Origin of the sequence: Sneathiella chungangensis (genome assembly GCF_009882935.1) — a bacterium.
GTDB lineage: Bacteria > Pseudomonadota > Alphaproteobacteria > Sneathiellales > Sneathiellaceae > Sneathiella > Sneathiella chungangensis.
Window position 1 is genome coordinate 64,555 of the sequence record NZ_WTVA01000014.1, and the last position, 21,423, is coordinate 85,977.

Below are 21,423 nucleotides of genomic sequence, written 5' to 3' on the forward strand. Positions count from 1 at the left end.
TCCAATCAGCTTTTCTTAAATCCCGATAGCCGTTCCTCTTCGCCGCTGGCGCGCCCCGGACTATTTTTACGCTCAAATTCAAGACCGTCTTTCAGGCCGTAATCCTGTCCCTTGTTCACCAGCATCTTGTCGGCACGAAGAGTATGCCAGGAATTCTCGACAATGCTGCGGGCCAACTTTAGCGCCTCATCAGAGAGCCTGGAATCGGCGACGCATTTATTCACGAGGCCGATCTCGAAGGCCTCAGCGCCGCCCACAACACGACCGGTAAACATCATTTCCTTTGCATTCAGAACGCCGATGCGGCGCGGCAGCCGCTGGCTCATGCCCCAAAGCGGCGTCAAAGCCCATTTACCATGAGTATCGGCAAATTTCGCGCTTTCACTGCAGATCATCAAATCGCACGCGAGCACCAGTTCCAAAGCTCCCGTATAGCAATGCCCCTGGACCTCTGCGATCACCGGCTGCGGCAGATCCTCGATCATCTCGACGGTTTCGACCTGAAACAGCGGATGGGGCGCCTGCTCCCCGGCCTGCATCGCCTTGAGATCGTTACCGGCCGAAAATGACCGGCCTTCCCCCCGCAAAATAACGCAGCCGATTTCCTCCTGCTGTTCTGCAAGCGTTTTCACATGCGCCTGCAATTCAACAAACAGGGACGGACTGAGAGCGTTAAGCGCCTCCGGCCGGTTCAGGCTTAATATCGCGATCCCGTCAATATCATTTCGTGTAACCAGCGCCATCGATCAGGTCCTTTCAATTGAGTTGGCGACCAGGTCCTTTTGCATTTTTCGAATTACGTATCGTTCCCGGTAAAAAGTGTAAACGCCGCTTCCAACAATAATTAGGCTGCCCAGGATTGTCCAACTGTCCGGGATATCGCCAAAAACGACAAAGCCGAGGATGATGGCCCAGATCAGGATTGTATAGCGGAAGGGGGAGGAAAAACTGATATCGCCGACACGCATCGCCATGATGCTGAACTGATATCCGAAAATCACAAAGAGGGACGCGAGCGCCAGCAGGCTGATCCCTTCCGCCGTTACCGGCCGCCATTCTGTCGTGAAGGACAAAATTGCGCCGACGACCATCACGGAAATCGACGTAAGTAGCGAGACGAACAGGGACGGCACGGCCGCAGACAGGCGGCGGGTCGACAAATCGCGCAGCACGATGAAAAGAACGGCGATAATGGCGTAGACGGAAAACTCGTTAAACCCATCGGACCCGGGCCTTACAACCATAATCACACCAATGAAACCGGCAGAAATCGCAAGGTATCGGCGCCACCCAACTGCCTCGGAAAGAAAGATCGCCCCTGCCAGCGTAACGGCAAGCGGCAGCGCCTGCAGGATCGCTGTGGCGTTGGCGATCGGCATGTGAAAAAGCGCGGTGAGGTAAAAAACCGCGCCGCCGACCTCACCGACAAGCCGAAGACTGACGGCCAGTCGATCTCCCTTCGGGATGCGAAGGGTGAGCACGCCCTTCAACAGACAAAATCCGGCCAGCAAAATGCTTGTAAAAACGCCACGCAAAAACATCGCCTGAAAGATGCTTAGATGCTCTGCAACAAGCTTCATGGTCGTGTCATTGATAACAAAGGCGGCCATGCTGATCGACATGAAGGCCGCCCCGCGCATATTGTCGGAGATTTGAACGCTCATTGGTCATTAGTCAGTTAAAAGGCGGCAAACCGCAAGCAATTTTCGCACCGGTGATAAAGAATTTATCGCTGATCCCGCTTGACTGCGCGTGAAATGAATTCTGTTGTACGCGCCAATACTTCGCCGCCCTTTTCCTGCCAGGGATTATGGCCGCAATTGTCGAGAATGAGCCTCTTGAAGGCACCGCAAACCAGCGCCTCGATCGCGTCGATCTGGGCCAATGTTCCATAAGCATCGTCGCGCCCCTGGATGGCCAGCACCGGCGCCGCGATACCGGGAAGGAATTTTTCGATATTCCATTTTTTAAACCTGGGATCGAGCCAGGCGTCATTCCAGCCGCGAAAAGCAACATCGGTGTTTATTCCATGGAATTTTTCTAGCTTCTTCCGCAGCCCGAACTCTTCATATTCGCACTTCGCCGCCTCAATTCCCGCGATGGAAATGTCTTCGCAAAATACATGCGGCGCCATTGCGACGACGGCAAGCGGTTGCGCAATATCCGGCAAGCCCGCATAGATCAAAGCAATCGATGCACCATCGGAATGGCCGACAAGGACAGGTTTCTCGATGCCAAAATGCGATAGAAGCCTTGGAAGGAAATCCGCGGCCTCCTGTTCCATGTAATCGAGCGGACGCGGCAGTTCGCAGGCAGCCGAACCACCATAGCCGGCTCGGCTATAAATCAATCCTGCGCAGCCCGTAGACTGGCAGAGACGATCAGGGAAGTCCCGCCACAACGCCGTGCATCCGAGGCCTTCATGTAAAAAAACAAGAACCGGTTTTCGCGGATCAAGAACATCGATTGATCGATACTCGATCCGCGTACCGGCAATTTCCGCTATCCTGACGTCAGGTGCCGCCGTCACGATTTCCGGATCATATTGACGATCCCGGAGAAGTCTGCCGCCTGGCCCTCGCCCCCGACATAGGCCTCATAGAGGTCCATCGCCGCCCTGCCGAGTTTTGTCGACGCGCCGAAATCGCCGGCGGCATCCTGACTGAGATGCAGGTCCTTCAGCATATTCTCCGCAGAGAAGCCGGGCTTGTAGCCGTTATTCGCAGGGCTCGTCGGCACGGGACCCGGGACCGGGCAATAGCTGGTCAGCGACCAGCACTGGCCCGATGCGGTCGAGACGATATCAAACATGGTCTGATGCTCAAGACCGAGTTTTTCGGCGAGAACAAACGCCTCGCAAACGCCGATCATGGAAATGCCGAGGATCATATTGTTACAGATCTTCGCCGCCTGCCCGTTTCCAGGTCCGCCGGTATGCACGATGTTTTTCCCCATCGCCTCAAGGATTGGCTTTGCCGCCTCAAACGCGCCGGAATTCCCGCCAACCATGAACGTCAGTGTGCCCGCGGCCGCACCGCCGACACCGCCACTGACAGGGGCGTCCACCATACTCATTCCCGCCGCAGCAGCTGCCTTTTCCACCTCGCGTGATGTCGAGACATCAATCGTCGAACAATCGATAAACAGCGTTCCCTGATCCGCGGCGCTCAAAATTCCCTGATCGCCGAGATAGACGGCGCGGACATGATCGCCCTTGGGAAGCATCGTCACAACGACACCGACATTTGAGGCAGCCTCCGCCGCACTTGGCGCGGCGCTCGCCCCTTCCGACACGCAGTCCGCAACAGCCTTTTCAGATAAATCGAAAACCTTGACCGAATGACCGGCCTTCAGGAGATTGCGGGCCATCGGCCCGCCCATATTCCCGACCCCAATAAAACCAATTCTGGCCATATCCTTCTCCTTTTAGGGGCGGTCTTGACCGGAAACGCCAAAGACCGCTCCCTTCGTAGTTTTTTATTTATGGGTTGGCATGATGAATTCGGCGCCGGCCTTGATGCTGTCGGGCCAGCGCGACGTTACCGTCTTCACCTTGGTATAGAAACGAACGCCTTCCGGACCATGTTGGTTATGATCGCCAAAGGCCGAATTCTTCCAGCCGCCGAAGCTGTGGAACGCGAGCGGCACCGGGATCGGAACATTGACACCTACCATGCCGACCTCGACATTATTGGAAAAGGCGCGCGCGACGTCACCATTGCGCGTAAAAATTGACGTACCATTACCGAACTCATGCTTGTCGACCATTTCGATGGCCTCATTGAAAGTCGGCGCCCGGACAACAGACAGAACCGGGCCGAAAATCTCTTCCTTGTAAATCCGCATGTCGGTTTTCACATTATCGAACAGACAACCGCCCATGTAAAAGCCGCTTTCATAGCCCTGAAGGGACAGATCGCGGCCATCCACCACAAGGTCGGCGCCTTCCTGGATGCCGAGGTCCACATAGCCCTTGACCTTTTCCAGATGCTCTTTGGTCACCAGCGGCCCCATGTCGCCGTCGGCAGCACTCGGCCCGACCTTCAGGCCGCGCACTTTCGGCGCCAGCCTTTCGACCAGTTCGTCCCCGGCATCACCAACGGCAACCGCGACCGAGATCGCCATGCAGCGTTCGCCGGCCGAGCCGTAACCTGCGCCGATCAGCGCATCGACGGCCTTGTCCATGTCAGCGTCGGGCATCACCAGCATATGGTTCTTTGCACCGCCCATGGCCTGAACGCGCTTGCCGGCCGCAGCGGCGCGGGAATAGACATACTTCGCAATCGGCGTGGAGCCGACGAAGCTGACCGCCTTGATGCGCGGATCGTCCAGTATCGTGTCAACGGCTAGCTTGTCGCCATTCACAACGTTAAGTACGCCCTTGGGTGCACCCGCTTTAACCATCAATTCGCCCAGTTTCATGGGGAGAGACGGATCTTTTTCAGATGGTTTCAGAACAAAGGTGTTTCCGCAGGCGATCGCGACAGCGAACATCCACATCGGCACCATTGCCGGAAAGTTGAAGGGCGTGATACCGGCAACCACACCGAGTGGCTTACGCATGGAATACATATCAATGCCCGACGAGACATTGTCGGAGAATTCGCCTTTCAGCAGATGCGGAATACCGCAAGCGAACTCGACGACTTCGAGACCGCGGATAATAGAGCCCTTGGCGTCCGAATGCACCTTGCCATGCTCACTCGCAAGCAGAGCGGCAAGCTCATCGATGTTATCCTCGACCAGTTGCTTGAATTTGAACATGACGCGCGCGCGGGTGATCGGCGACGTCGCCGCCCATTCGGGAAATGCCGCCAGGCTGTTGGCAACGGCATCGCCCACTTCCGCCTCGGAAGCGAGTGGTACATCGGCCTTATGCTCACCGGTGCTCGGATTATAAACGGGGCCGAAACGGCCAGACTTGCCGGCGACATACTGACCGCCGATAAAATGCTTCAATTGCTCTGTCATGTGATCTACTCCCAAAGGATTCTTATTCGTCGACTTTACATAGGTAAAAATGCAAAGTAATTAGAGAAGATTGCACATTCCCTGTGTAAAAATGCACATAGGTGATTATCATTTTTGACTGGAACGACGTCCGTTTCTTTCTTGAGCTTAGCCGTAAAGGCCGCCTGACGGAAGTGGCTAAAGCGCTGAAAGTTGATCATACGACGGTGAGCCGGCGCGTGCTGGCTCTTGAAGAGAAGCTCGATGCGAAATTATTCGAGGCGACCTCACGCGGATTCGTCCTCACAGAGGCCGGAGAACGGCTCTTGCCCCAGGCGGAGCAGATGGAAAGTGCCTCGGCGACTATTCAGGATATGGTCGGCGGAGAGAACCAGACCCTGACCGGGACCGTGCGTCTTGGCGTACCGGAGGGATTCGGCAGCCAGTTTTTGTCCGGTGAATTGCCTGCCTTTCAGAAACTGCATCCCAAAATCGAGCTGGAATTCGTCGCGAATGACCGGTTTGTCAGCCTGTCCAAACGGGAAGCAGATTTATCCATCACCCTCGGCCGACCGAAATCGGGCCGACTGATTTCCCGCAAACTCACCGATTACCGCCTCCGCCTCTATGCAACGCGGGACTATCTCAAGCAGCACAAGCCGATACGCAGGCGGGAGGATTTGCGTCATCACAACTTTATCTCCTATATCGAAGAGCTGGTGCCGGACCCGCAACTTCTTTACCTGAGCGACGTTATCGGCAACCCCAATGTCAATTTAAAGAGTTCGAGCATCGTCTTTCAGTTTCAGGCCACACTCGCCGGGGCCGGCGTCAGTATTCTGCATTGCTTCGCCGCTGATGAATATCCCGAGCTGGTTCCGCTTCTTCCAGAGGAAATCAGTATCGATCGGAGCTACTGGCTGAATACGCCTGAAGACATCCACGATCTCGCACGGATCAAAGCCGTCAGCGACTTTCTGAGTGACGTTGTCCAGCGGCGGAGGAACAAGCTCATGGGAGAAAAAGACGGTTAGGCTTTCCAGTTGACGAGCGCCCGACTTCTTGAGCACAGTTCGACCACGATCGAAGCAACAACATCAATCAATGGATATTCTCAAGCTCCTTCTTGAGACATTGGACAGAGGTTAGGCCCATTACTCCAGTACCCGTCAGCCGCCCAAAAGAATATCTGCTGCTTATCCTTCTGGCGAGCCTTTGGGGATCTTCCTACATGTTTATTCGCATGGGCCTCGAGACTCTGCCGCCAACAACGCTTGTGGCGATGCGGGTAACGGTCGCCTCGCTTGTTCTCCTGGTAGTCATATGGCGGCAGGGATATCGTCTGCCGACGGACCTCGACAGCTGGAAGAACTTTGCCATCCAGTCTTTTCTCAACAGCTTTGGTGCATGGACATTGCTCGCCTGGGGACAGCAATATGTCGAAAGCGGGCTGGCGACGGTGCTGAATTCAACCTCGCCAATTTTCGTTTTCCTGCTGACCTGGCTGGTAACGAAACATGAGGCGGTCAGTCTTCGCAAGATTACGGGAGCAATTATCGGCTTGATGGGGATAGTACTGATTATCGGGGTCGACGCATTGCAAAGTCTCGGTCAGGAAGTTGTCGCGCAGTTGGCAATCCTGTTTAGCGCCATGCTCTATGGCTACGCGGCCATTCGTGGCCAGAAATTTTCCCATCTTCCATCGACGGTCACGGCCGCCGGTGTGATGATCTTTGCGTCCGTCGTCCTGATCCCGGCCAGCATCGTGATCGATCAGCCATGGACCTTGTCTCCCTCCCTTAAATCACTGACAGCAATCGCCACGCTTGGCACCTTCGGGACCGCCGTTGCCCTGCTTCTGTATTTCCGGCTGATCAATACGCTGGGGTCCCTGAATACAGCGAGCCAGAGCTATCTCCGGATGGGTATTGGTGTGATGCTTGGCCTCGTCATATTTGGCGAGCAGCTTTCCCTAATTGTCGCAATGGGTGTCGTCATCTCAATTCTTGGTGTCGCGCTCATCAACATACCGGCGAAGCAACGCTAAAGCCGCCCCTTCTCCAAGCGGCCGCGGGCAACCTCCAGATCTTCCGGACGATTGATATTGAAGAAAGGATCTCCGTCACTGTCGTGCCATTCAACCTCGATCCGATTATAGCGTTCGGCGAATACAAGGATCTTTCGCAAATCCTCCTCAACAAGTGCCCTGCGAAGGTCGGCCGCAAGCGAGAGTGGCCAAAGCGCAACGACCGGATGCACGCGGCCAACGGATCTTGCCATGACGATTGTCTCGCCATTATCACCGAGCGGGGCCGTCAGGCGGGCAACGAGATCGGGCGGAATAAACGGGGCGTCGGTCGGAACGCTGAGCATATGGCTGGCCGTCAACCCCTTTGCATTGAAATGTTCCAGCCCCGTCAATATTCCGGCAAGCGGGCCCGCAAAGCCACCGACGCTGTCGGGCAATATGGGTAGCTCTGGTGGGCCCAGATCATCCACCCGCATATTCATATTGAGCACCATTTCACCAACTTGCGGCCGCAACGTATCAATAATTCGGTGCAACAGGCTTTGACCGCCGAGTTCCTGAAGGAATTTTGCCCCGCCTCCCATGCGCCGGGACAATCCGCCTGCAAGCAACAGGCAGGGAAATTTCTCGGGATATTTAGTCATTGGCGGCCTTGCGGCGATACTTCCTCGGCTCATCCGGAATTGCGGACGGGTCGGCATCATAAATCAGACGGTTCGCCCCGGACAGGCAGACGAACCGCTTCCCCTTGGCGCGGCCGATCAGCGTCAGGCCCGCCTGGCGCGCCAGATCAACGCCCCAAGCCGTAAAGCCGGAGCGCGAAATAACAATCGGAATTTGCATCTGTACGGTTTTGATAACCATCTCCGACGTCAAACGGCCCGTAGTGTAGAAAATCTTGGATTTCGGAGAAATGCCATGGCGCCACATGTAACCGGCAATCTTGTCGATAGCGTTATGTCGGCCGACATCCTCCATATAGATAAGTGGCCGATCTTCTTCACAAAGAACGCAGCCATGAATGGCGCCCGCCTCCAGATAAAGCGACGGTTGCTGATTGATCTTGCGTGAAAGACCGTAGATCCAGGAGGTCTTCAATACGGCATCCGGATCAAGAACAATCTCTTCGAACTTCTCCATAACATCGCCGAAAACCGTCCCTTGCGCGCAACCCGAGGTCTGCGTTTTCTTCTTCAGCTTTTCTTCGAAATCGGTCTCATGCCCGGTCCGCACCACGACGACGCCAAGATCATCGTCGTAATCTATCCCGGTTACGTCATCCTCAGTGCGCAGCATGTTCTGGTTCAACAGGTATCCAAGCGCAAGATATTCCGGATAGTCACCGATCGTCATCATCGTCACGATCTCCTGACCATTCAAAAACAACGTCAGCGGCTTTTCGACGACGACGGGCAGCCGTACCTCGGCTCCGTTCTGGTCGATACCGTCCAACGGTTCACTGAGACCCGCTGCCTTGGGATCGGGAGTGATCGTAAATTCCTTCATAAGATACCGTAAAACCGGGGAATTTCTTTGTTTCTTGTTTCGTGTTAAAATACCAGTTTAGCAGGCTGCAGTACGCCTGTCATTTCCGATAGCAGATCATTATACGCATCGGATAGGGCGTTTATTCATGAAATCCAGCGTTTTGGCTGACATCGAGACCGGGCGTGACAACAACCTGAACCTGATCAGGATGCTGGCGGCTACGGGTGTCCTGATCTCCCATGCCTGGCCGGTCTCGACAGGCGATATCAACCGCCAGCCGCTCGCCGACATTTTGAACGGCATTGATCTTGGGATGATCAGTGTTTTCATCTTTTTTGCCATTTCGGGATATCTTATTGCGCAGAGCTATGATCGTGATCCGGACCTGAAGCGTTTCTGGCTCTCCCGCATCATGCGCATCTTCCCGGCATTGCTTGTCGTCCTGATGATTACGGCGCTGATATTGGCGCCGCTTGTCACCATTTCGGAAGTCAACGCGGTTTTGCGCGCCGCACCTGAATATATTATCCGGAATTTTACGCTTTTCTCACTTGAGCAGCGACTTCCCGGCGTATTCAAGGAAAACCCCGTCGGCGGGTCGACAAATATTCCGCTATGGACATTAAGCCACGAATTGACCTGTTACTTTTCCGTCATGATCCTGGGAATGGCCGGGATTTTGAAAAATCCGCGGCGCATGCTTTTTATATTGCTTGCCTTCATCACGGCTTACGCGCTCATCCTGTATTTTGAGCCCCAGCAACGTTTGGTCGCGCTCTCCAAGCTCGCCTATCCGTTCATGATCGGCGTCCTGTTTTTTGTCTGTCGGCATTGGTTGCCGTTAAACTGGATGCTCGGCGGCGGCTTTGTTCTGCTCTCGCTATTGCTCCACGGCACGTTCCTTTTTCGCGAGATATTCATTTTCTCGCTGGCATATAACATTTTTCTTGTCGCCTACCTTCCGCGAGGTCGCATCCGTAACTACAACAGATTAGGCGACTACTCTTACGGTATCTATATCTACGCTTTTCCTATACAGCAGCTGGTTGCCTATACGGGCGTTACCAACCCGTTCCTGAATATTCTATTGGCCTTTCCGCTTACCCTGACCTGTGCGGTCCTGTCCTGGATCTTCATTGAAAAGCCGTCGCTTGCCGTCGCCAAAAAATTCAAACGGCGACAGGTCGCATAGTTATAGAAAGGTAAATTTATTTCCCTCGACCGGTTTCGGGAGTGACATCGCGTATTTTATCGATATGTTACGCGCTCAATCCGTTTCGTTTTATGTAGGACCAGATAATGGCGCTTGACCGTCCAACATTGGTTAAATCAATCGTTAAAATCGCCCGGGAAGCCGGCGACCGGATCATGACAATCTATGAAGGTGATTTCGACGTGAAATCCAAGACGGATGAATCACCTGTGACCGAAGCCGATGTTGCGGCGGAAAAAATAATTCTGGAGGGACTGCACGCGCTCACGCCCGACATCCCGGTATTGGCCGAGGAAAGTCATGCCGCCGGAAAAGCACCGGATTTGTCAGGCGGACTGTTCTGGCTGGTCGATCCACTCGATGGAACGCGGGAATTCATCCACAAACGCGGTGAATTTACCGTCAACATCGCCCTCGTCGAACAGGGCAAGCCGACGATGGGTGTCATTCACATCCCGGCGCGGAACATAACCTATTTCGCGGAAGGTCCGGGCAAGGTCTGGCGGCAGGAGGGCGAGACGGCCCCCATCTCGATTGCCGCGCGCAAAGCGCCCGGCGATGGCTTGACTGTTGTCGCCAGCCGTTCCCACCGGACACCCGAAACCGACGATTATATCGCAAAGTTCAAAGTCAAAGAGCTGATCTCTGCCGGCTCATCCCTCAAGCTCTGCCTGGTGGCCGAAGGTAAGGCGGACCTTTACCCGCGCTTCGGACGGACAATGGAATGGGATATCGGCGCCGGGCAGGCAATTCTTGAGGCGGCGGGCGGCGTTGTCGAAACTCTCGACGGCGCACCGCTCCGCTACGGGAAAGACGGCCATGACAATCCTTACTTCATTGCCAAGGGCTGCCCTTAAGACCGTTCACCTCAGGCGTTGACGTCGATGACCACCCGGCCTTTGATCTGACCTTTCAGGATTTCGCCGGCAAGCGTTGGAAGATTGCTCATCGGCTCAACCCGGGTCATATCTGCAAACAGAGATTTATCTAGATCGGTCGCAAGGCGTGACCAGGCTTCGATGCGTTTCTCCCGCGGCGCCATGACGCTATCGACGCCAAGCAGAGAAACACCGCGCAAAATAAACGGAAGCACCGACGTCGGCAGATCATTGCCGCCCGCAAGACCACATGCGGCGACCGCGCCGCCGTAATTCAGCTGTGCAATGACCGCCGCCAGGATCTTGCTGCCGACGCAATCGACTGCGCCAGCCCAGCGCTCCTTGTCAAACGGCCGGCCTTTGCCCATGGTCTCTTCCCGGCTGATGACCTCAGCTGCGCCAAGTTTTTTCAGATATTCATGCGTTTCTTCCCGTCCGCTTGATGCGATAACGCGATATCCGAGCTTGGAGAGGATCGCAATAGCGACGGAGCCGACACCGCCCGCCGCACCTGTGACGAGAATTTCGCCCTTGTCCGGTGTAATTCCCGCCTTCTCAAGAGCCAATACGCAAAGCATCGAAGTATAGCCGGCCGTGCCGATCGCCATGGCGTCCTGCATCGAGAAAGAATCCGGCAGCTTGATCAGCCATTCGGATTTCAGTTTTTGCTTCTGGCTATACCCGCCCCAATGCAGTTCCGACAGGCCGTACCCGTTCACAATGACCTTGTCACCGGGCTTGAATTCCGCCGATTTGCTTTCCAGCACAGTGCCCGCAAGATCGATACCACCAACCATGGGAAGGCGCCGCGCGATCCCCTTGCCGGAAACCGCAAGGCCATCCTTGTAGTTCAAGGTCGAATAGGAAATCTCGACAAGGACATCCTCATCGGGAAGATCCGCAATCGTCAGATTCTTGAAATTTGCCCGCTGTTTTCCGTCATGCTCTTCGATGACCAGTGCCCTGAAGCTGTCCGTCATGCCATTTTCCTTTATTTTTTATCGAAATTTCCCCTGTTATAGCCTGTTCCACCGCGTCAATGAAACTCAAATTTCATAAGCAATTGTTTTTTAATGTGTATCTTCTACAATTGTTAACCTGAGCACTATGGCTCCTCTTTGTCGCTTTAAAGGAACTGGAGTTGCACATGTTAGAAATGGAGAGAAAATTAAAAGGATATGTCCTGACAACTGCTGAAATTCTGTACCATCTTCCCGATTACCCGGAGTTTCTGCAGACCTATATCTGGCAGGAATATGATTTGGCCCCGAAATATCCGACGCTTCGGAAATTTCTTGATTTTTGGGAAAAAGAACTCGACGGCCGTCTGCATTCGGTGCGGTTTGCATCAAACAAGCTGATTTATCCGAACGAACTCCGCTTCGCCGACGAGCAATATAAAGTGCATTGACGTCGCAACAGACAAATTCTTAATAACCGCCCCGCGCCACAACGTGTTTGACCGCGACTTAAAGGCAAGGCGTCCCCGAACTCGGGGCCAGCAGGCGAACACGCCCGCATGGATTTTGATAATCCCGGTAGCTGTCGCCCAGCCGCCATGTTTGCGCCCCCTAAAATAAAAATAAGTGAAAATTGGTTCCGGCGTATAATTGGCCTACAATTCGCATTCCGACTACGAGAGGAACAAGCGCATGAAGCTGGGCCCCCTGGACCACGTCAATATTCGCACCGCCAACCTTGAGAACATGATCGACTGGTACTGCGGCGTTCTCGGAATGACTGTTGGAAAACGTCCCCCGTTCGGATTTCCGGGTGCCTGGCTCTATACCGGCGACCAGGCGGCCGTGCATCTGATCGGCGTGGATAATCCGGCGTCAGGAGACGATCCGCGCCTTGAACATTTCGCCTTTTCGGCAAGTGGTCTTACATCTTTTCTTCAAACCCTTGAGGAGCGACAGGTTGGCTATCGAATGGGGCGTGTGCCGGAATTTGACATCCTTCAGGTCAATATTTTCGATCCGGACGGCAATCATATTCATGTCGATTTCACAGGCCCCGAAACGGCGGGACACGCTGTCTGACGGAGAAAAGGCTTGCGGAGATCACGGCCAGTTTTTCCGATCGCATGACTTTTTTATGACGTGAGTACGCCGGCAAACCGCCAACCGACTATTTCCCCCGCAAGAAACGGAACAACGTCGCCATTTGGCGTTTTGACTATCTCCTCCGCTGTCGTCTCGACTGGTTCGAGAACAATCCGCCCCTCATTGAGCGGAAGGCCGTAGAAGCGCGGACCGAATTCCGACGCAAATGCCTCCAGCCTGCCAAGGGCGCCCTCCTCCTCAAAAACGGTGGCGTAGCTTTCCAGCGCATAGGGCGCGTTGAACAGACCGGCGCAGCCGCAGGCCGATTCCTTATCCTTAACCAGGTGTGGCGCGCTGTCCGTGCCGAGGAAGAATTTCGGCGAGCCGGATGTCGCCGCCTTTCGCAGCGCGAGACGATGTCTTTCCCGCTTGGCGATTGGCAGGCAGTAGTAATGCGGCCGGATGCCGCCTTTGAAGATCGCATTTCGATTGAAACTGAGGTGGTGCGGCGTAATCGTCGCGGCGATATTGGGCCCGCTTTCTAAAACGAATGCGGCGGCCTCCGCGGTCGTGATATGTTCGAACACCACTTTTAGATCGGGGAAATCTTTCAGCAGGCCCGTCATGACTCGCTCGACAAAAACAGCTTCCCGGTCGAAGATATCAACGTCCGACGCTGTCACTTCCCCATGCACCAGCAGCGGCATTTTGATGCGCTGCATTACCTCGAGCACCTGATATATCTTTCGGATATCGGTAACGCCATGGCTCGAGTTCGTTGTTGCATTGGCCGGATAAAGTTTGGCGGCGGTGAAAACGCCGGCCTGATGCCCACTCTCGACCTCTTTGGGGTCGATGCTGTCGGTCAGATAACAGGTCATCAATGGCGAGAAATCTGCGTCCGCGGGCAACGCGGCGCGTATTCTATCCCGGTAGCTCTTGGCATACTTCACCGTCGTTATGGGCGGCGTCAGATTCGGCATTACTATCGCCCTTGCAAACTGGCGCGCCGTGTAAGCGGCGACAACGTTCAACATGTCTCCATCCCGCAGATGGACATGCCAGTCGTCGGGCCGTCTAAGCGTTATGGGCGCTTGCCCGGGTGCCTGAGAGAAGGTCGTCATTCCGGAATCAGTCTGGCTCATAAATGGGTCCGTTTTAAAGAACAATGGAGATTGCCGGTTTCTTCATAATACGCGAGCCTCCACTTGCCAAGCGCGCGTTCCTGTCTTACCTATTATTATCGGCTGCGGAATAACCCTTGGTTTGGAAAGACAAATGGCGAAACTGACTATTGCACCGCTGGAAAGCCGTTCCGTCCTTGTCCTCAACGGGAAAGACGTCTGGACCTTCCTGCAAAATCTGATCACCAATGACATGAAGAAAGTCAGCGACACGCAGGGTATCTACGCCGCGCTCCTGACCGCCCAGGGGAAATTCCTCCATGATTTTTTTATCCTGAAATCTGGGGACAGCTACCTACTCGACTGCGCGGCCGCGAGAAAGGATGATTTGATCCGCCGTCTGACACTCTACAAGCTCCGCGCGGATGTCACCATCAGTGAGGAAACCCGGCAAGTCTATGCGCTTTTTGGCGACGGTTCCCATGCCGCCGCTGAACTTCCCGAAAAACTAGGTACCGTCAGTGAGAACAATGGTCTCATTTATTTTGCGGACCCGCGGCACCTCGCGCTTGGCATTCGCCTATATTCAAAATCAGTTGATAATACCGCAATCAACTTAGCAACCGCCATTCCGGCCACGGAATCCGCCTATGATACTTACCGCAGCAGCCTCGGAATCCCCGAGGGCGGACGCGATATCCTGCCCGAGAAAAACTTTCTTCTGGAAGGAAATTTCGAGGAATTGAATGGTGTCAGCTTCTCCAAAGGCTGCTATGTCGGCCAGGAGTTGACAGCCCGCACGAAGCACCGCGGGAAGGTCAAAAAGCGGCTTTTCCGGATTGAGTTCGATGGCGAGCTTCAAGAAGGGGACAAGATTTTCGATCAGGGTCGAGAGATTGCAGAGGTCCGGTCATTCGCGGACGGCCAAGGGCTTGCTCTGGTCCGGCTGGAGGGGTTGGCCGGCGATTCCGACAAATTTGAACCGAAGGGTGTCAAGCTGATACAGCCCGACTACGTCAATCTTCCCGCCATAAATTAATAGAGAACGGAATCCATCTTGCCTTGAACGGTAAATTCCACTATAAAAATAGAACAAAACATGAACATTTATAATTGGGGAGATAAAATGCTGGACCATGTATCTATAGGCATTACCGACCGGCAGAAATCCAAGACCTTTTATGACGCGGTGTTGTCCACGATCGGCCTTACGAAAGTTGCTGATTACGGCGAAACTGTCGCCTATGGCCCGTCCCGGAAAGATCCGTTTTTCTGGCTAGTCGAGCAGGCGGATATTGGCAGGTCCCAAGGATTTCATTGTGCGTTCCGCGCGCCGGACAGGGCCTCTATTCACGCCTTTCATGCCGCCGCACTTGCCAACGGCGGTATCGATAATGGTGGCCCCGGCAAAAGGGACTATGAGGAAAACTATTATGCGGCATTTGTCCTTGATCCTGACGGGAATAAGATTGAAGCTGTTTGCTTCAAGCCGGATTAGGAAAGTATTGGATGCACCGTATCGCCGCCCAGGACTGGTATCGGGTAAAAAAGATCGGGGATGAGGTGACCCTGATCGACGAACCCTTTATCAAGCCCTTCTACCGCTGCAATATTTGGCATATACGCGGGCGCGACCGCGATGCCCTGATTGACAGCGGGATGGGCGTCGTCAGTTTGCGAAGGCACATTCCAATGGTGACCGAAAAACCGCTTATGGCAATCGCCAGCCACAGCCATTACGATCATATCGGTTGTCATCACGAATTTGAAACGCGCGCGGCGCATCGGATGGAAGCCGATATTCTTGCCCATCCGACGCGGGCCAATTCCCTCGCAGATTATGTGACCGACGAAATTTTCGAGGCTCTTCCGCCGGAGCCGTATAAATCGGAACTATATACGGTCTCAGCCGCCCCGGTGACGGATTTTCTGGAGGACGGCGACGTCATCGATCTCGGTGATCGCCGACTGAGCGTTATGCATCTACCTGGTCATTCGCCGGGAGGCCTGGCATTCTTTGAAAAGGAAAGCGGTATTCTCTTCTCGGGAGATACGATTTACGACGGCCCGCTGGTTGAGGATGCCTACCATTCCAACGCGGAGGACTATTACGCCTCCATGCTGCGTCTGCATGCGCTCTCCCCGCGTATCGTGCATGGCGGGCATTTTGGAAGTTTCGACGGCGCGCGTTTCAAATCCCTGATAGAGGACTGGCTCCGGCGCCATGAGTAAAAGGAAGCGTGAATGAATGACGGTTGCACCTGGTATGGAGAGGATCCATTTTATAAAGCCTATCACGACGAGGAATGGGGCGTTCCGGAATATGACAGTCGGGCGCTATACGAAAAGCTGATTCTCGACGGGTTTCAGGCCGGTCTTTCCTGGATCACGATTTTACGAAAGCGGGAGAATTTCAAGGCCGCCTTCGATAATTTCAATCCGGAAATCATCGCGGGTTATGGAGAGGCGAAGATTGAAGCATTGATGCAGGACAGCGGAATCATTCGAAACCGGGCGAAAATTCTCGGGACGATTACCGGAGCTCAGCTCTTTCTCGATATTGAAGAGAAGGAGGCAGGTGGATTTTCGAATTTGCTTTGGGGGTATCTTGATGGCAAGCCGTTGCAGAACAGCTGGCGGTCAATGGCGGAGGTGCCCGCCGAGACAGAGCTTAGCCGCGCCATCTCCAAGGATCTGAAGAAACGCGGGTTCAAATTTGTCGGCCCCACCATAGTTTATGCCTTCATGCAGGCCGTCGGCATGGTCAACGATCATATTGTCGATTGCCCCCGCCATGCGGAGGTGAAGAAGCTCACATGAGGCGGGAGATTCGCGAAATTCACGATCTGACCGATCGGGTTGCTGCCTATTACCGGGCGAAATATGGACAACGGGCCATGACCGTACTGGAAGAGGCAGCGCAATATTGCGAGGACAATGCCGATTTGCATGGCCGCAACCGGCTGCTACGATTGCGCGACGAAATCCTGCTGTCTGAAATGCAGGACGCAACGGAATAGGAAAGTACACTGGAACCCCGCCTTAAAGCCGAACTCTGGATCAAGGCCCATATCCGTAAATGCGCCACCCTGAATGTTCCCGTCATGGTGACGCGGCGCGGTGACGCGACGGCGGGCACGGTTCTCTTGAAAATAAACCGGCTGGGGCTCGGCTGTATGGTGCTCTCTCCGACGACGAATTTTGACGACGGTGGCCGTCTCTGGCTAAAGGGTACCGGCCGCGACTGGGTTGAGGAAGCCGATGCCGACGCCTATATAGAAAGACGGGTGAAGAACGATCCGGATCTGTGGGTGCTGGAAATAGAGGATCGGGAAGGCCGTGCGTTCCTCGATGAAAAAATCGAGGAGTGACGGTGCCGAACAAATTCGCCGCCCGGCAAGTTTTTGACTGACACATGGCGGGATAATGTTTTATCCTCTGTCAATATCTTCCAATATATTTGGCTGGATGCCGCCTGATGCAACAATATCTTGATCTACTTCGCACTGTACGCCACGACGGCGCTTTTAAACCGGACCGCACGGGTGTCGGCACCTACAGCATTTTCGGCCATCAAATGCGATTCGATCTATCGAAGGGATTTCCGGTTCTCACAACCAAAAAACTGCACCTGAAATCAATCATCCATGAACTGCTCTGGTTTCTTTCCGGGGACACGAATATCCGTTATCTCCGGGAAAACGGCGTGCGCATCTGGGATGAATGGGCGGATGAGAAAGGCGATCTCGGCCCGGTATATGGCGCACAGTGGCGGTCGTGGCCGAAGCCCGATGGCAGCTCTATCGATCAGATCACGAGTCTCATCCACCAGATCAGGACCAACCCGAATTCCCGGCGCCTGATTGTCAGCGCCTGGAATCCAGCTCAGGTGGACGATATGGCGTTGCCGCCCTGTCACTGCCTGTTCCAGTTTTATGTCGCGAACAACAAGCTTTCCTGCCAGCTTTACCAGCGCAGCGCCGATGTTTTTCTCGGTGTGCCCTTCAATATCGCTTCTTACGCGTTGCTCACCATGATGATCGCGCAGGTATGCGAGATGGAACCCGGCGAATTTGTCCACAGTTTCGGCGATACCCATCTCTATGCCAATCACCTCGAACAGGCGGATTTACAGCTTTCACGTATTCCGGGAAGACTGCCCATAATGCGGATCAATCCGGACGTCAGGGATATTTTCGCCTTTACCTTCGATGACTTCAATCTGGAAGGATATCACGCCGCCGCGCATATTCCGGCCCAGGTCGCTGTTTAGGCAAGATGACGCGCATCAAGCTTTCCGCCATGCTCGCCCTGTCGCAAAATCGTGTCATCGGCGTCAATAACGGCTTGCCCTGGCGCCTTTCCAACGATTTGAAATGGTTCAAGAAAACGACTATGGGAAAGCCCCTGATCATGGGTCGGAAAACATTCCAGTCCCTGCCTGGCCTGTTGCCAGGCAGGCCGCATATTGTGGTAACGCGGGATACCGGCTTTGCGGCCGATGAGGTGATCATTGCGCATGATCTTGACGCCGCGCTGATCAAGGCCGAGGCCGCCGCCCGAGAAATCGGAGCAGATGAAATGGTCATCATCGGTGGCGCCGACATATTCGGGCAAAGCCTTGACAGGCTGGACAGGCTCTATCTGACCGAGGTGCATGCCGTTGTCGACGGGGATACGTTTCTTCCGGAATTCAATACCGTGGACTGGATCGAAAAATCCCGGGAATTCCACGAAAAATCGGAGAAAGACATGTTTGATCATAGCTTTATCACGCTTGATCGTAAGCGGCATTAGGAATTTTAGACGCCCTCCCCTTTCAAAACCCGTTAAAAAGAATTATATTGAGAGTGTTGGGAAACCAACTATGGCGATAAACGTTGCATGGAATAACCGTTGCGGACCCGGGGGCGGTACCCGGCGCCTCCACCATAAAGACAGTAGTCGCAAGACGTCGGCTGTCTTTATGATGGGGGCGAAATAGGCTCGACGCGCGCAGTAAAGATGTAATTTTTGCCCGGCATGATACCACCGTATAACGGGGTCAAATCTATAAATGCTAACGATAATGACGAAGCATTTGCCGTAGCTGCTTAATTGCACTACACGGGGTTCGGAGGGGCACCTGGCAACAGAAGCCCCTTCACTTATTTTTACGTTATTTCGGGCGCAATATTTTACGTCATCCCGCAGATAACGACGAGTGGATTTGCGTTGCAGCGAAGGCAGGGGGTTATTCAGACCATGGATGACGAAATCAATTATACGAAAATGGTTGAGACAGCTCTGCTGGATGTAGTCAGGGGCGCCCTTCGTCATGCCGCGGAAAATGGCCTGCCCGGGGAACAGCATTTCTACATTACCTTCAAGACCCGGTATCCCGGCGTCTCCGTCCCGGCCCATCTTGCCGAACGGTACAAGGATGAAATGACCATCGTCCTTCAGCACCAGTTCTGGAATGTGGTGGTGACACAGGAGTATTTCACTGTCGATCTCAGCTTCAACCACAAGCGCGAAACGCTTAAGATCCCATTTGAGGCTTTGACCGCTTTTGCCGATCCGTCCGTACAGTTCGGCCTGCAATTTTCAACATCCCCGTCAGAAGAGGAGGCCGTGTCACGAGACGACGGGCAAGAGGAAAACGGTGACAAACAGCCGATCGGCGAAACCGCCAAGGAGGCTGAAAAGCAAGGCGAGATAATTACCCTTGATGCGTTCCGCAAAAAATAGCTAATCTGCCGACATCAAATTTCGCCACGCAATCACATTATTGGAAGCCCGCCCATGCCCGAATTTCATTATCAGGAAATGTTTTCCCTTGGCAAAGACGAGACGCCCTACCGCAAGCTGACATCGGATCACGTGTCGACGATTGAGGTCGATGGCCAGGAAATTCTCAAGATTGAACCCGAGGCGCTAAGCTTGCTGGCCGCCGAGGCGATGCATGAAGTGGCCCATCTATTGCGCCCCCAGCATTTGCAGCAACTCGCGAATATCCTGAAAGACGATGAGGCTTCGGAGAATGACAAGTTCGTCGCCACGGAACTTCTAAAAAATGCCAATATTGCCGCCGGCATGGTGTTGCCCGGATGTCAGGACACCGGAACAGCCATTATCATGGGCAAGAAAGGGCAGTATGTCTGGACCGATGGGACGGACAAGGAGCAGCTCTCTCGCGGTGTTTATAAAACCTACACCGAGACAAACCTTCGCTATTCCCAGCTTGCGCCGATCAGCATGTTCGAGGAAAAAAACACCGGCACGAACCTTCCGGCGCAGATCGACCTCTATGCCGTGAACGGCAATTCCTATGATTTCCTGTTCGTCGCAAAAGGCGGCGGTTCCGCCAATAAATCCTTCCTGCATCAAGCAGTCCCGGGGGTGCTAACGCCGGAAAGGCTTGTCCCCTTCATTGAAGAAATGATGATGTCGCTCGGCACGGCCGCCTGTCCGCCCTATCACCTCGCCGTAGTTATCGGCGGTACATCCGCTGAAGACACAATGAAAACGGTGAAACTCGCCTCCACCAAATATTATGACACCCTCCCGACCAGCGGGAATGAATATGGCCGGGCGTTCCGCGACCTGGAGATGGAAAAAGAAATACTGAAAATCGCCCAAGGAATTGGAATAGGCGCGCAGTTCGGCGGCAAATATTTCTGCCATGACGTCCGCGTTATCCGAATGCCGCGGCATGGCGCCAGCGTTCCCATCGGGATCGGGGTTTCCTGCTCCGCCGACCGGCAGGTGAAGGCGAAGATCACCAAGGACGGCGTGTTCCTTGAGCAACTGGAGACAAACCCGGCGAAATACCTGCCGGAGGTAACCGATAGCGACCTCAATGACCATGTGGTAAAAATCGACCTCAACCGCCCGATGAAAGAGATTCTCGCAACTCTCTCGCAATATCCGATCAAGACGCGTCTCAGCCTGAGCGGAACGATCATCGTCGCGCGCGATCTCGCCCACCGAAAACTCCGGGAAATGCTCGAAAACGGCGAGGGACTTCCACAATATTTCAAAGATCATATCATTTACTATGCCGGACCCGCCAAAACGCCGCAGGGCTATGCCTCCGGCTCCTTCGGTCCGACCACGGCCGGCCGCATGGATGGTTATGTCGATCAGTTCATGGCCGAAGGCGCGAGCATGGTGATGCTGGCCAAGGGCAACCGGAGCAAGGTCGTTGTCGATGCCTGCAAAAAACATGGCGGATTCTATCTCGGCTCCATCGGCGGACCGGCCGCCATCCTTGCGCAGAACAACATCAAAAAAGTGGAGGTTCAGGCCTTCGAAGAGTTCGGAATGGAGGCAATTTGGCGCATTGAAGTCGAGGATTTTCCGGCCTTTATCGTCATGGACGACAAGGGGAATGACTTCTTTGCCAGAAAGAAAGATGGATAACGACAACGCGGCGGAAGAGCGCGCGCCGGAGCAAATCGTCAAACATTCCGTAAGCATTGCCGGGCATCGGACCAGCGTTTCGCTTGAAAGCAAGTTCTGGGAACTTCTGCAGTTGAGCGCTCAACGGCGCGGCCTCAGCGTCAACGAACTTGTCTCTGAAATCGACAGGACGCGGCAGGGCAATCTCTCCAGCGCCATCCGGCTCTATGTCCTGCACGAGCTAATCGGAAAAAGCCGCGATTGACGTCATTTTCTTCTAAGGAAGATCTTGGGATTTGTTTGACGCAACCCT

26 protein-coding genes and 1 other RNA gene are annotated in these 21,423 nt (G+C 54.2%); 18 read left to right on the plus strand and 9 right to left on the minus strand.

Going from position 1 to position 21,423, the window contains the following annotated elements:
• Positions 1 to 5 precede the first annotated feature (5 nt).
• The 5 genes from GQF03_RS12030 to GQF03_RS12050 form a co-directional block, all read right to left on the minus strand.
• Entirely contained in the window at positions 6 to 743 is a 738-nt protein-coding gene (locus GQF03_RS12030) for an enoyl-CoA hydratase/isomerase family protein (RefSeq protein ID WP_161339535.1), read from the minus strand.
• A 3-nt stretch (positions 744 to 746) separates the two neighbouring features.
• Positions 747 to 1,664: a DMT family transporter gene (locus GQF03_RS12035; protein ID WP_161339536.1), complete on the minus strand. Its 918-nt coding sequence runs from the start codon at positions 1,662 to 1,664 to the stop codon at positions 747 to 749.
• A 62-nt stretch (positions 1,665 to 1,726) separates the two neighbouring features.
• The gene (locus GQF03_RS12040; RefSeq protein WP_161339537.1) at positions 1,727 to 2,530 is read right to left on the minus strand and encodes an alpha/beta fold hydrolase; all 804 of its coding nucleotides are present in this window, start codon (positions 2,528 to 2,530) and stop codon (positions 1,727 to 1,729) included.
• On the minus strand, positions 2,527 to 3,414 hold the full coding sequence (mmsB, locus tag GQF03_RS12045; RefSeq protein ID WP_161339538.1) for a 3-hydroxyisobutyrate dehydrogenase: 888 nt from the start codon (positions 3,412 to 3,414) through the stop codon (positions 2,527 to 2,529). The genes GQF03_RS12040 and mmsB overlap by 4 nt, the downstream gene beginning before the upstream one ends.
• A 63-nt stretch (positions 3,415 to 3,477) precedes the next feature.
• Positions 3,478 to 4,971, minus strand: a complete 1,494-nt coding sequence (locus GQF03_RS12050) for a CoA-acylating methylmalonate-semialdehyde dehydrogenase (RefSeq protein WP_161339539.1) — start codon at positions 4,969 to 4,971, stop codon at positions 3,478 to 3,480.
• A gap of 101 nt (positions 4,972 to 5,072) precedes the next feature.
• Here GQF03_RS12050 and GQF03_RS12055 point away from each other — a divergent pair, with 101 nt between their 5' ends.
• Together GQF03_RS12055 and GQF03_RS12060 are read left to right on the plus strand one after the other, a co-directional pair.
• The gene (locus GQF03_RS12055) at positions 5,073 to 5,984 is read left to right on the plus strand and encodes a LysR substrate-binding domain-containing protein (protein ID WP_206376417.1); all 912 of its coding nucleotides are present in this window, start codon (positions 5,073 to 5,075) and stop codon (positions 5,982 to 5,984) included.
• A 92-nt stretch (positions 5,985 to 6,076) separates the two neighbouring features.
• Complete coding sequence (locus GQF03_RS12060; protein ID WP_206376416.1) at positions 6,077 to 6,997, plus strand: DMT family transporter; 921 nt, start codon at positions 6,077 to 6,079, stop codon at positions 6,995 to 6,997.
• On the opposite strand, the gene mobA is transcribed toward GQF03_RS12060, so the two are convergent.
• Together mobA and fdhD are read right to left on the minus strand one after the other, a co-directional pair.
• Positions 6,994 to 7,623, minus strand: coding sequence for a molybdenum cofactor guanylyltransferase MobA (gene mobA, locus GQF03_RS12065; RefSeq protein WP_161339541.1), 630 nt, complete (start codon positions 7,621 to 7,623; stop codon positions 6,994 to 6,996). The genes GQF03_RS12060 and mobA overlap by 4 nt on opposite strands.
• Positions 7,616 to 8,485, minus strand: a complete 870-nt coding sequence (gene fdhD / locus GQF03_RS12070) for a formate dehydrogenase accessory sulfurtransferase FdhD (RefSeq protein ID WP_161339542.1) — start codon at positions 8,483 to 8,485, stop codon at positions 7,616 to 7,618. The genes mobA and fdhD overlap by 8 nt, the downstream gene beginning before the upstream one ends.
• Before the next feature lie 127 nt (positions 8,486 to 8,612).
• Here fdhD and GQF03_RS12075 point away from each other — a divergent pair, with 127 nt between their 5' ends.
• Both GQF03_RS12075 and cysQ read left to right on the plus strand, forming a co-directional pair.
• Positions 8,613 to 9,659 (plus strand): acyltransferase family protein, encoded by a 1,047-nt coding sequence (locus GQF03_RS12075; RefSeq protein ID WP_161339543.1) that lies wholly within the window; start codon positions 8,613 to 8,615, stop codon positions 9,657 to 9,659.
• Positions 9,660 to 9,766: 107 nt separating this feature from the next.
• The gene (gene cysQ, locus GQF03_RS12080; RefSeq protein ID WP_161339544.1) at positions 9,767 to 10,537 is read left to right on the plus strand and encodes a 3'(2'),5'-bisphosphate nucleotidase CysQ; all 771 of its coding nucleotides are present in this window, start codon (positions 9,767 to 9,769) and stop codon (positions 10,535 to 10,537) included.
• A gap of 11 nt (positions 10,538 to 10,548) precedes the next feature.
• Here cysQ and acuI read toward each other — a convergent pair whose 3' ends face one another.
• Positions 10,549 to 11,538 carry an acrylyl-CoA reductase (NADPH) gene (acuI, locus tag GQF03_RS12085; protein WP_161339545.1) on the minus strand — a complete coding sequence of 330 codons (990 nt, stop codon included), beginning with the start codon at positions 11,536 to 11,538 and terminating at the stop codon, positions 10,549 to 10,551.
• A 167-nt stretch (positions 11,539 to 11,705) separates the two neighbouring features.
• Here acuI and GQF03_RS12090 point away from each other — a divergent pair, with 167 nt between their 5' ends.
• On the plus strand, positions 11,706 to 11,969 hold the full coding sequence (locus tag GQF03_RS12090; RefSeq protein ID WP_161339546.1) for an usg protein: 264 nt from the start codon (positions 11,706 to 11,708) through the stop codon (positions 11,967 to 11,969).
• Between the two features lie 241 nt (positions 11,970 to 12,210).
• Entirely contained in the window at positions 12,211 to 12,600 is a 390-nt protein-coding gene (locus tag GQF03_RS12095) for a VOC family protein (protein ID WP_161339547.1), read from the plus strand.
• A gap of 53 nt (positions 12,601 to 12,653) precedes the next feature.
• Here the strand turns inward: GQF03_RS12095 and pyrC are convergent, their stop codons facing one another.
• The gene (pyrC, locus tag GQF03_RS12100; protein WP_206376415.1) at positions 12,654 to 13,748 is read right to left on the minus strand and encodes a dihydroorotase; all 1,095 of its coding nucleotides are present in this window, start codon (positions 13,746 to 13,748) and stop codon (positions 12,654 to 12,656) included.
• Between the two features lie 133 nt (positions 13,749 to 13,881).
• Here pyrC and ygfZ point away from each other — a divergent pair, with 133 nt between their 5' ends.
• The 12 genes from ygfZ (at position 13,882) to GQF03_RS12160 (ending at position 21,375) form a co-directional block, all read left to right on the plus strand.
• Positions 13,882 to 14,766 (plus strand): CAF17-like 4Fe-4S cluster assembly/insertion protein YgfZ, encoded by an 885-nt coding sequence (gene ygfZ / locus GQF03_RS12105; protein ID WP_161339548.1) that lies wholly within the window; start codon positions 13,882 to 13,884, stop codon positions 14,764 to 14,766.
• Positions 14,767 to 14,853: 87 nt separating this feature from the next.
• Positions 14,854 to 15,225 (plus strand): VOC family protein, encoded by a 372-nt coding sequence (locus tag GQF03_RS12110; protein WP_161339549.1) that lies wholly within the window; start codon positions 14,854 to 14,856, stop codon positions 15,223 to 15,225.
• An 11-nt stretch (positions 15,226 to 15,236) separates the two neighbouring features.
• Positions 15,237 to 15,959, plus strand: coding sequence for an MBL fold metallo-hydrolase (locus tag GQF03_RS12115; RefSeq protein ID WP_161339550.1), 723 nt, complete (start codon positions 15,237 to 15,239; stop codon positions 15,957 to 15,959).
• A gap of 12 nt (positions 15,960 to 15,971) precedes the next feature.
• The gene (locus GQF03_RS12120) at positions 15,972 to 16,547 is read left to right on the plus strand and encodes a DNA-3-methyladenine glycosylase I (RefSeq protein ID WP_161339551.1); all 576 of its coding nucleotides are present in this window, start codon (positions 15,972 to 15,974) and stop codon (positions 16,545 to 16,547) included.
• Entirely contained in the window at positions 16,544 to 16,747 is a 204-nt protein-coding gene (locus tag GQF03_RS12125) for a hypothetical protein (protein ID WP_161339552.1), read from the plus strand. The genes GQF03_RS12120 and GQF03_RS12125 overlap by 4 nt, the downstream gene beginning before the upstream one ends.
• A gap of 9 nt (positions 16,748 to 16,756) precedes the next feature.
• Positions 16,757 to 17,098 (plus strand): DUF1491 family protein, encoded by a 342-nt coding sequence (locus GQF03_RS12130; RefSeq protein WP_161339722.1) that lies wholly within the window; start codon positions 16,757 to 16,759, stop codon positions 17,096 to 17,098.
• 107 nt (positions 17,099 to 17,205) lie between these two features.
• Positions 17,206 to 18,000, plus strand: coding sequence for a thymidylate synthase (locus GQF03_RS12135; protein WP_161339553.1), 795 nt, complete (start codon positions 17,206 to 17,208; stop codon positions 17,998 to 18,000).
• A gap of 5 nt (positions 18,001 to 18,005) precedes the next feature.
• Positions 18,006 to 18,524, plus strand: a complete 519-nt coding sequence (locus tag GQF03_RS12140; protein WP_162858474.1) for a dihydrofolate reductase — start codon at positions 18,006 to 18,008, stop codon at positions 18,522 to 18,524.
• Positions 18,525 to 18,540: 16 nt separating this feature from the next.
• Positions 18,541 to 18,875, plus strand: a transfer-messenger RNA (tmRNA) gene (ssrA, locus tag GQF03_RS12145).
• A gap of 96 nt (positions 18,876 to 18,971) precedes the next feature.
• Positions 18,972 to 19,457 carry an SspB family protein gene (locus GQF03_RS12150; RefSeq protein ID WP_161339554.1) on the plus strand — a complete coding sequence of 162 codons (486 nt, stop codon included), beginning with the start codon at positions 18,972 to 18,974 and terminating at the stop codon, positions 19,455 to 19,457.
• A 54-nt stretch (positions 19,458 to 19,511) separates the two neighbouring features.
• Positions 19,512 to 21,131: a fumarate hydratase gene (locus GQF03_RS12155; RefSeq protein WP_161339555.1), complete on the plus strand. Its 1,620-nt coding sequence runs from the start codon at positions 19,512 to 19,514 to the stop codon at positions 21,129 to 21,131.
• Complete coding sequence (locus GQF03_RS12160) at positions 21,124 to 21,375, plus strand: ribbon-helix-helix domain-containing protein (RefSeq protein ID WP_161339556.1); 252 nt, start codon at positions 21,124 to 21,126, stop codon at positions 21,373 to 21,375. The genes GQF03_RS12155 and GQF03_RS12160 overlap by 8 nt, the downstream gene beginning before the upstream one ends.
• Positions 21,376 to 21,423: the final 48 nt, after the last annotated feature.

What these genes read in the sequence shown, in the direction of transcription:
- GQF03_RS12030 (WP_161339535.1), bottom strand. Translation starts at nt 743, where the DNA reads ATGGCGCTGGTTACACGAAATGATATTGACGGGATCGCGATATTAAGC.
- GQF03_RS12035 (WP_161339536.1), bottom strand. Translation starts at nt 1,664, where the DNA reads ATGAGCGTTCAAATCTCCGACAATATGCGCGGGGCGGCCTTCATGTCG.
- mmsB (WP_161339538.1), bottom strand. Translation starts at nt 3,414, where the DNA reads ATGGCCAGAATTGGTTTTATTGGGGTCGGGAATATGGGCGGGCCGATG.
- GQF03_RS12050 (WP_161339539.1), bottom strand. Translation starts at nt 4,971, where the DNA reads ATGACAGAGCAATTGAAGCATTTTATCGGCGGTCAGTATGTCGCCGGC.
- mobA (WP_161339541.1), bottom strand. Translation starts at nt 7,623, where the DNA reads ATGACTAAATATCCCGAGAAATTTCCCTGCCTGTTGCTTGCAGGCGGA.
- fdhD (WP_161339542.1), bottom strand. Translation starts at nt 8,485, where the DNA reads ATGAAGGAATTTACGATCACTCCCGATCCCAAGGCAGCGGGTCTCAGT.
- GQF03_RS12075 (WP_161339543.1), top strand. Translation starts at nt 8,613, where the DNA reads ATGAAATCCAGCGTTTTGGCTGACATCGAGACCGGGCGTGACAACAAC.
- cysQ (WP_161339544.1), top strand. Translation starts at nt 9,767, where the DNA reads ATGGCGCTTGACCGTCCAACATTGGTTAAATCAATCGTTAAAATCGCC.
- acuI (WP_161339545.1), bottom strand. Translation starts at nt 11,538, where the DNA reads ATGACGGACAGCTTCAGGGCACTGGTCATCGAAGAGCATGACGGAAAA.
- GQF03_RS12090 (WP_161339546.1), top strand. Translation starts at nt 11,706, where the DNA reads ATGTTAGAAATGGAGAGAAAATTAAAAGGATATGTCCTGACAACTGCT.
- GQF03_RS12095 (WP_161339547.1), top strand. Translation starts at nt 12,211, where the DNA reads ATGAAGCTGGGCCCCCTGGACCACGTCAATATTCGCACCGCCAACCTT.
- pyrC (WP_206376415.1), bottom strand. Translation starts at nt 13,748, where the DNA reads ATGAGCCAGACTGATTCCGGAATGACGACCTTCTCTCAGGCACCCGGG.
- ygfZ (WP_161339548.1), top strand. Translation starts at nt 13,882, where the DNA reads ATGGCGAAACTGACTATTGCACCGCTGGAAAGCCGTTCCGTCCTTGTC.
- GQF03_RS12110 (WP_161339549.1), top strand. Translation starts at nt 14,854, where the DNA reads ATGCTGGACCATGTATCTATAGGCATTACCGACCGGCAGAAATCCAAG.
- GQF03_RS12115 (WP_161339550.1), top strand. Translation starts at nt 15,237, where the DNA reads ATGCACCGTATCGCCGCCCAGGACTGGTATCGGGTAAAAAAGATCGGG.
- GQF03_RS12120 (WP_161339551.1), top strand. Translation starts at nt 15,972, where the DNA reads ATGAATGACGGTTGCACCTGGTATGGAGAGGATCCATTTTATAAAGCC.
- GQF03_RS12125 (WP_161339552.1), top strand. Translation starts at nt 16,544, where the DNA reads ATGAGGCGGGAGATTCGCGAAATTCACGATCTGACCGATCGGGTTGCT.
- GQF03_RS12135 (WP_161339553.1), top strand. Translation starts at nt 17,206, where the DNA reads ATGCAACAATATCTTGATCTACTTCGCACTGTACGCCACGACGGCGCT.
- GQF03_RS12140 (WP_162858474.1), top strand. Translation starts at nt 18,006, where the DNA reads ATGACGCGCATCAAGCTTTCCGCCATGCTCGCCCTGTCGCAAAATCGT.
- GQF03_RS12150 (WP_161339554.1), top strand. Translation starts at nt 18,972, where the DNA reads ATGGATGACGAAATCAATTATACGAAAATGGTTGAGACAGCTCTGCTG.
- GQF03_RS12155 (WP_161339555.1), top strand. Translation starts at nt 19,512, where the DNA reads ATGCCCGAATTTCATTATCAGGAAATGTTTTCCCTTGGCAAAGACGAG.
- GQF03_RS12160 (WP_161339556.1), top strand. Translation starts at nt 21,124, where the DNA reads ATGGATAACGACAACGCGGCGGAAGAGCGCGCGCCGGAGCAAATCGTC.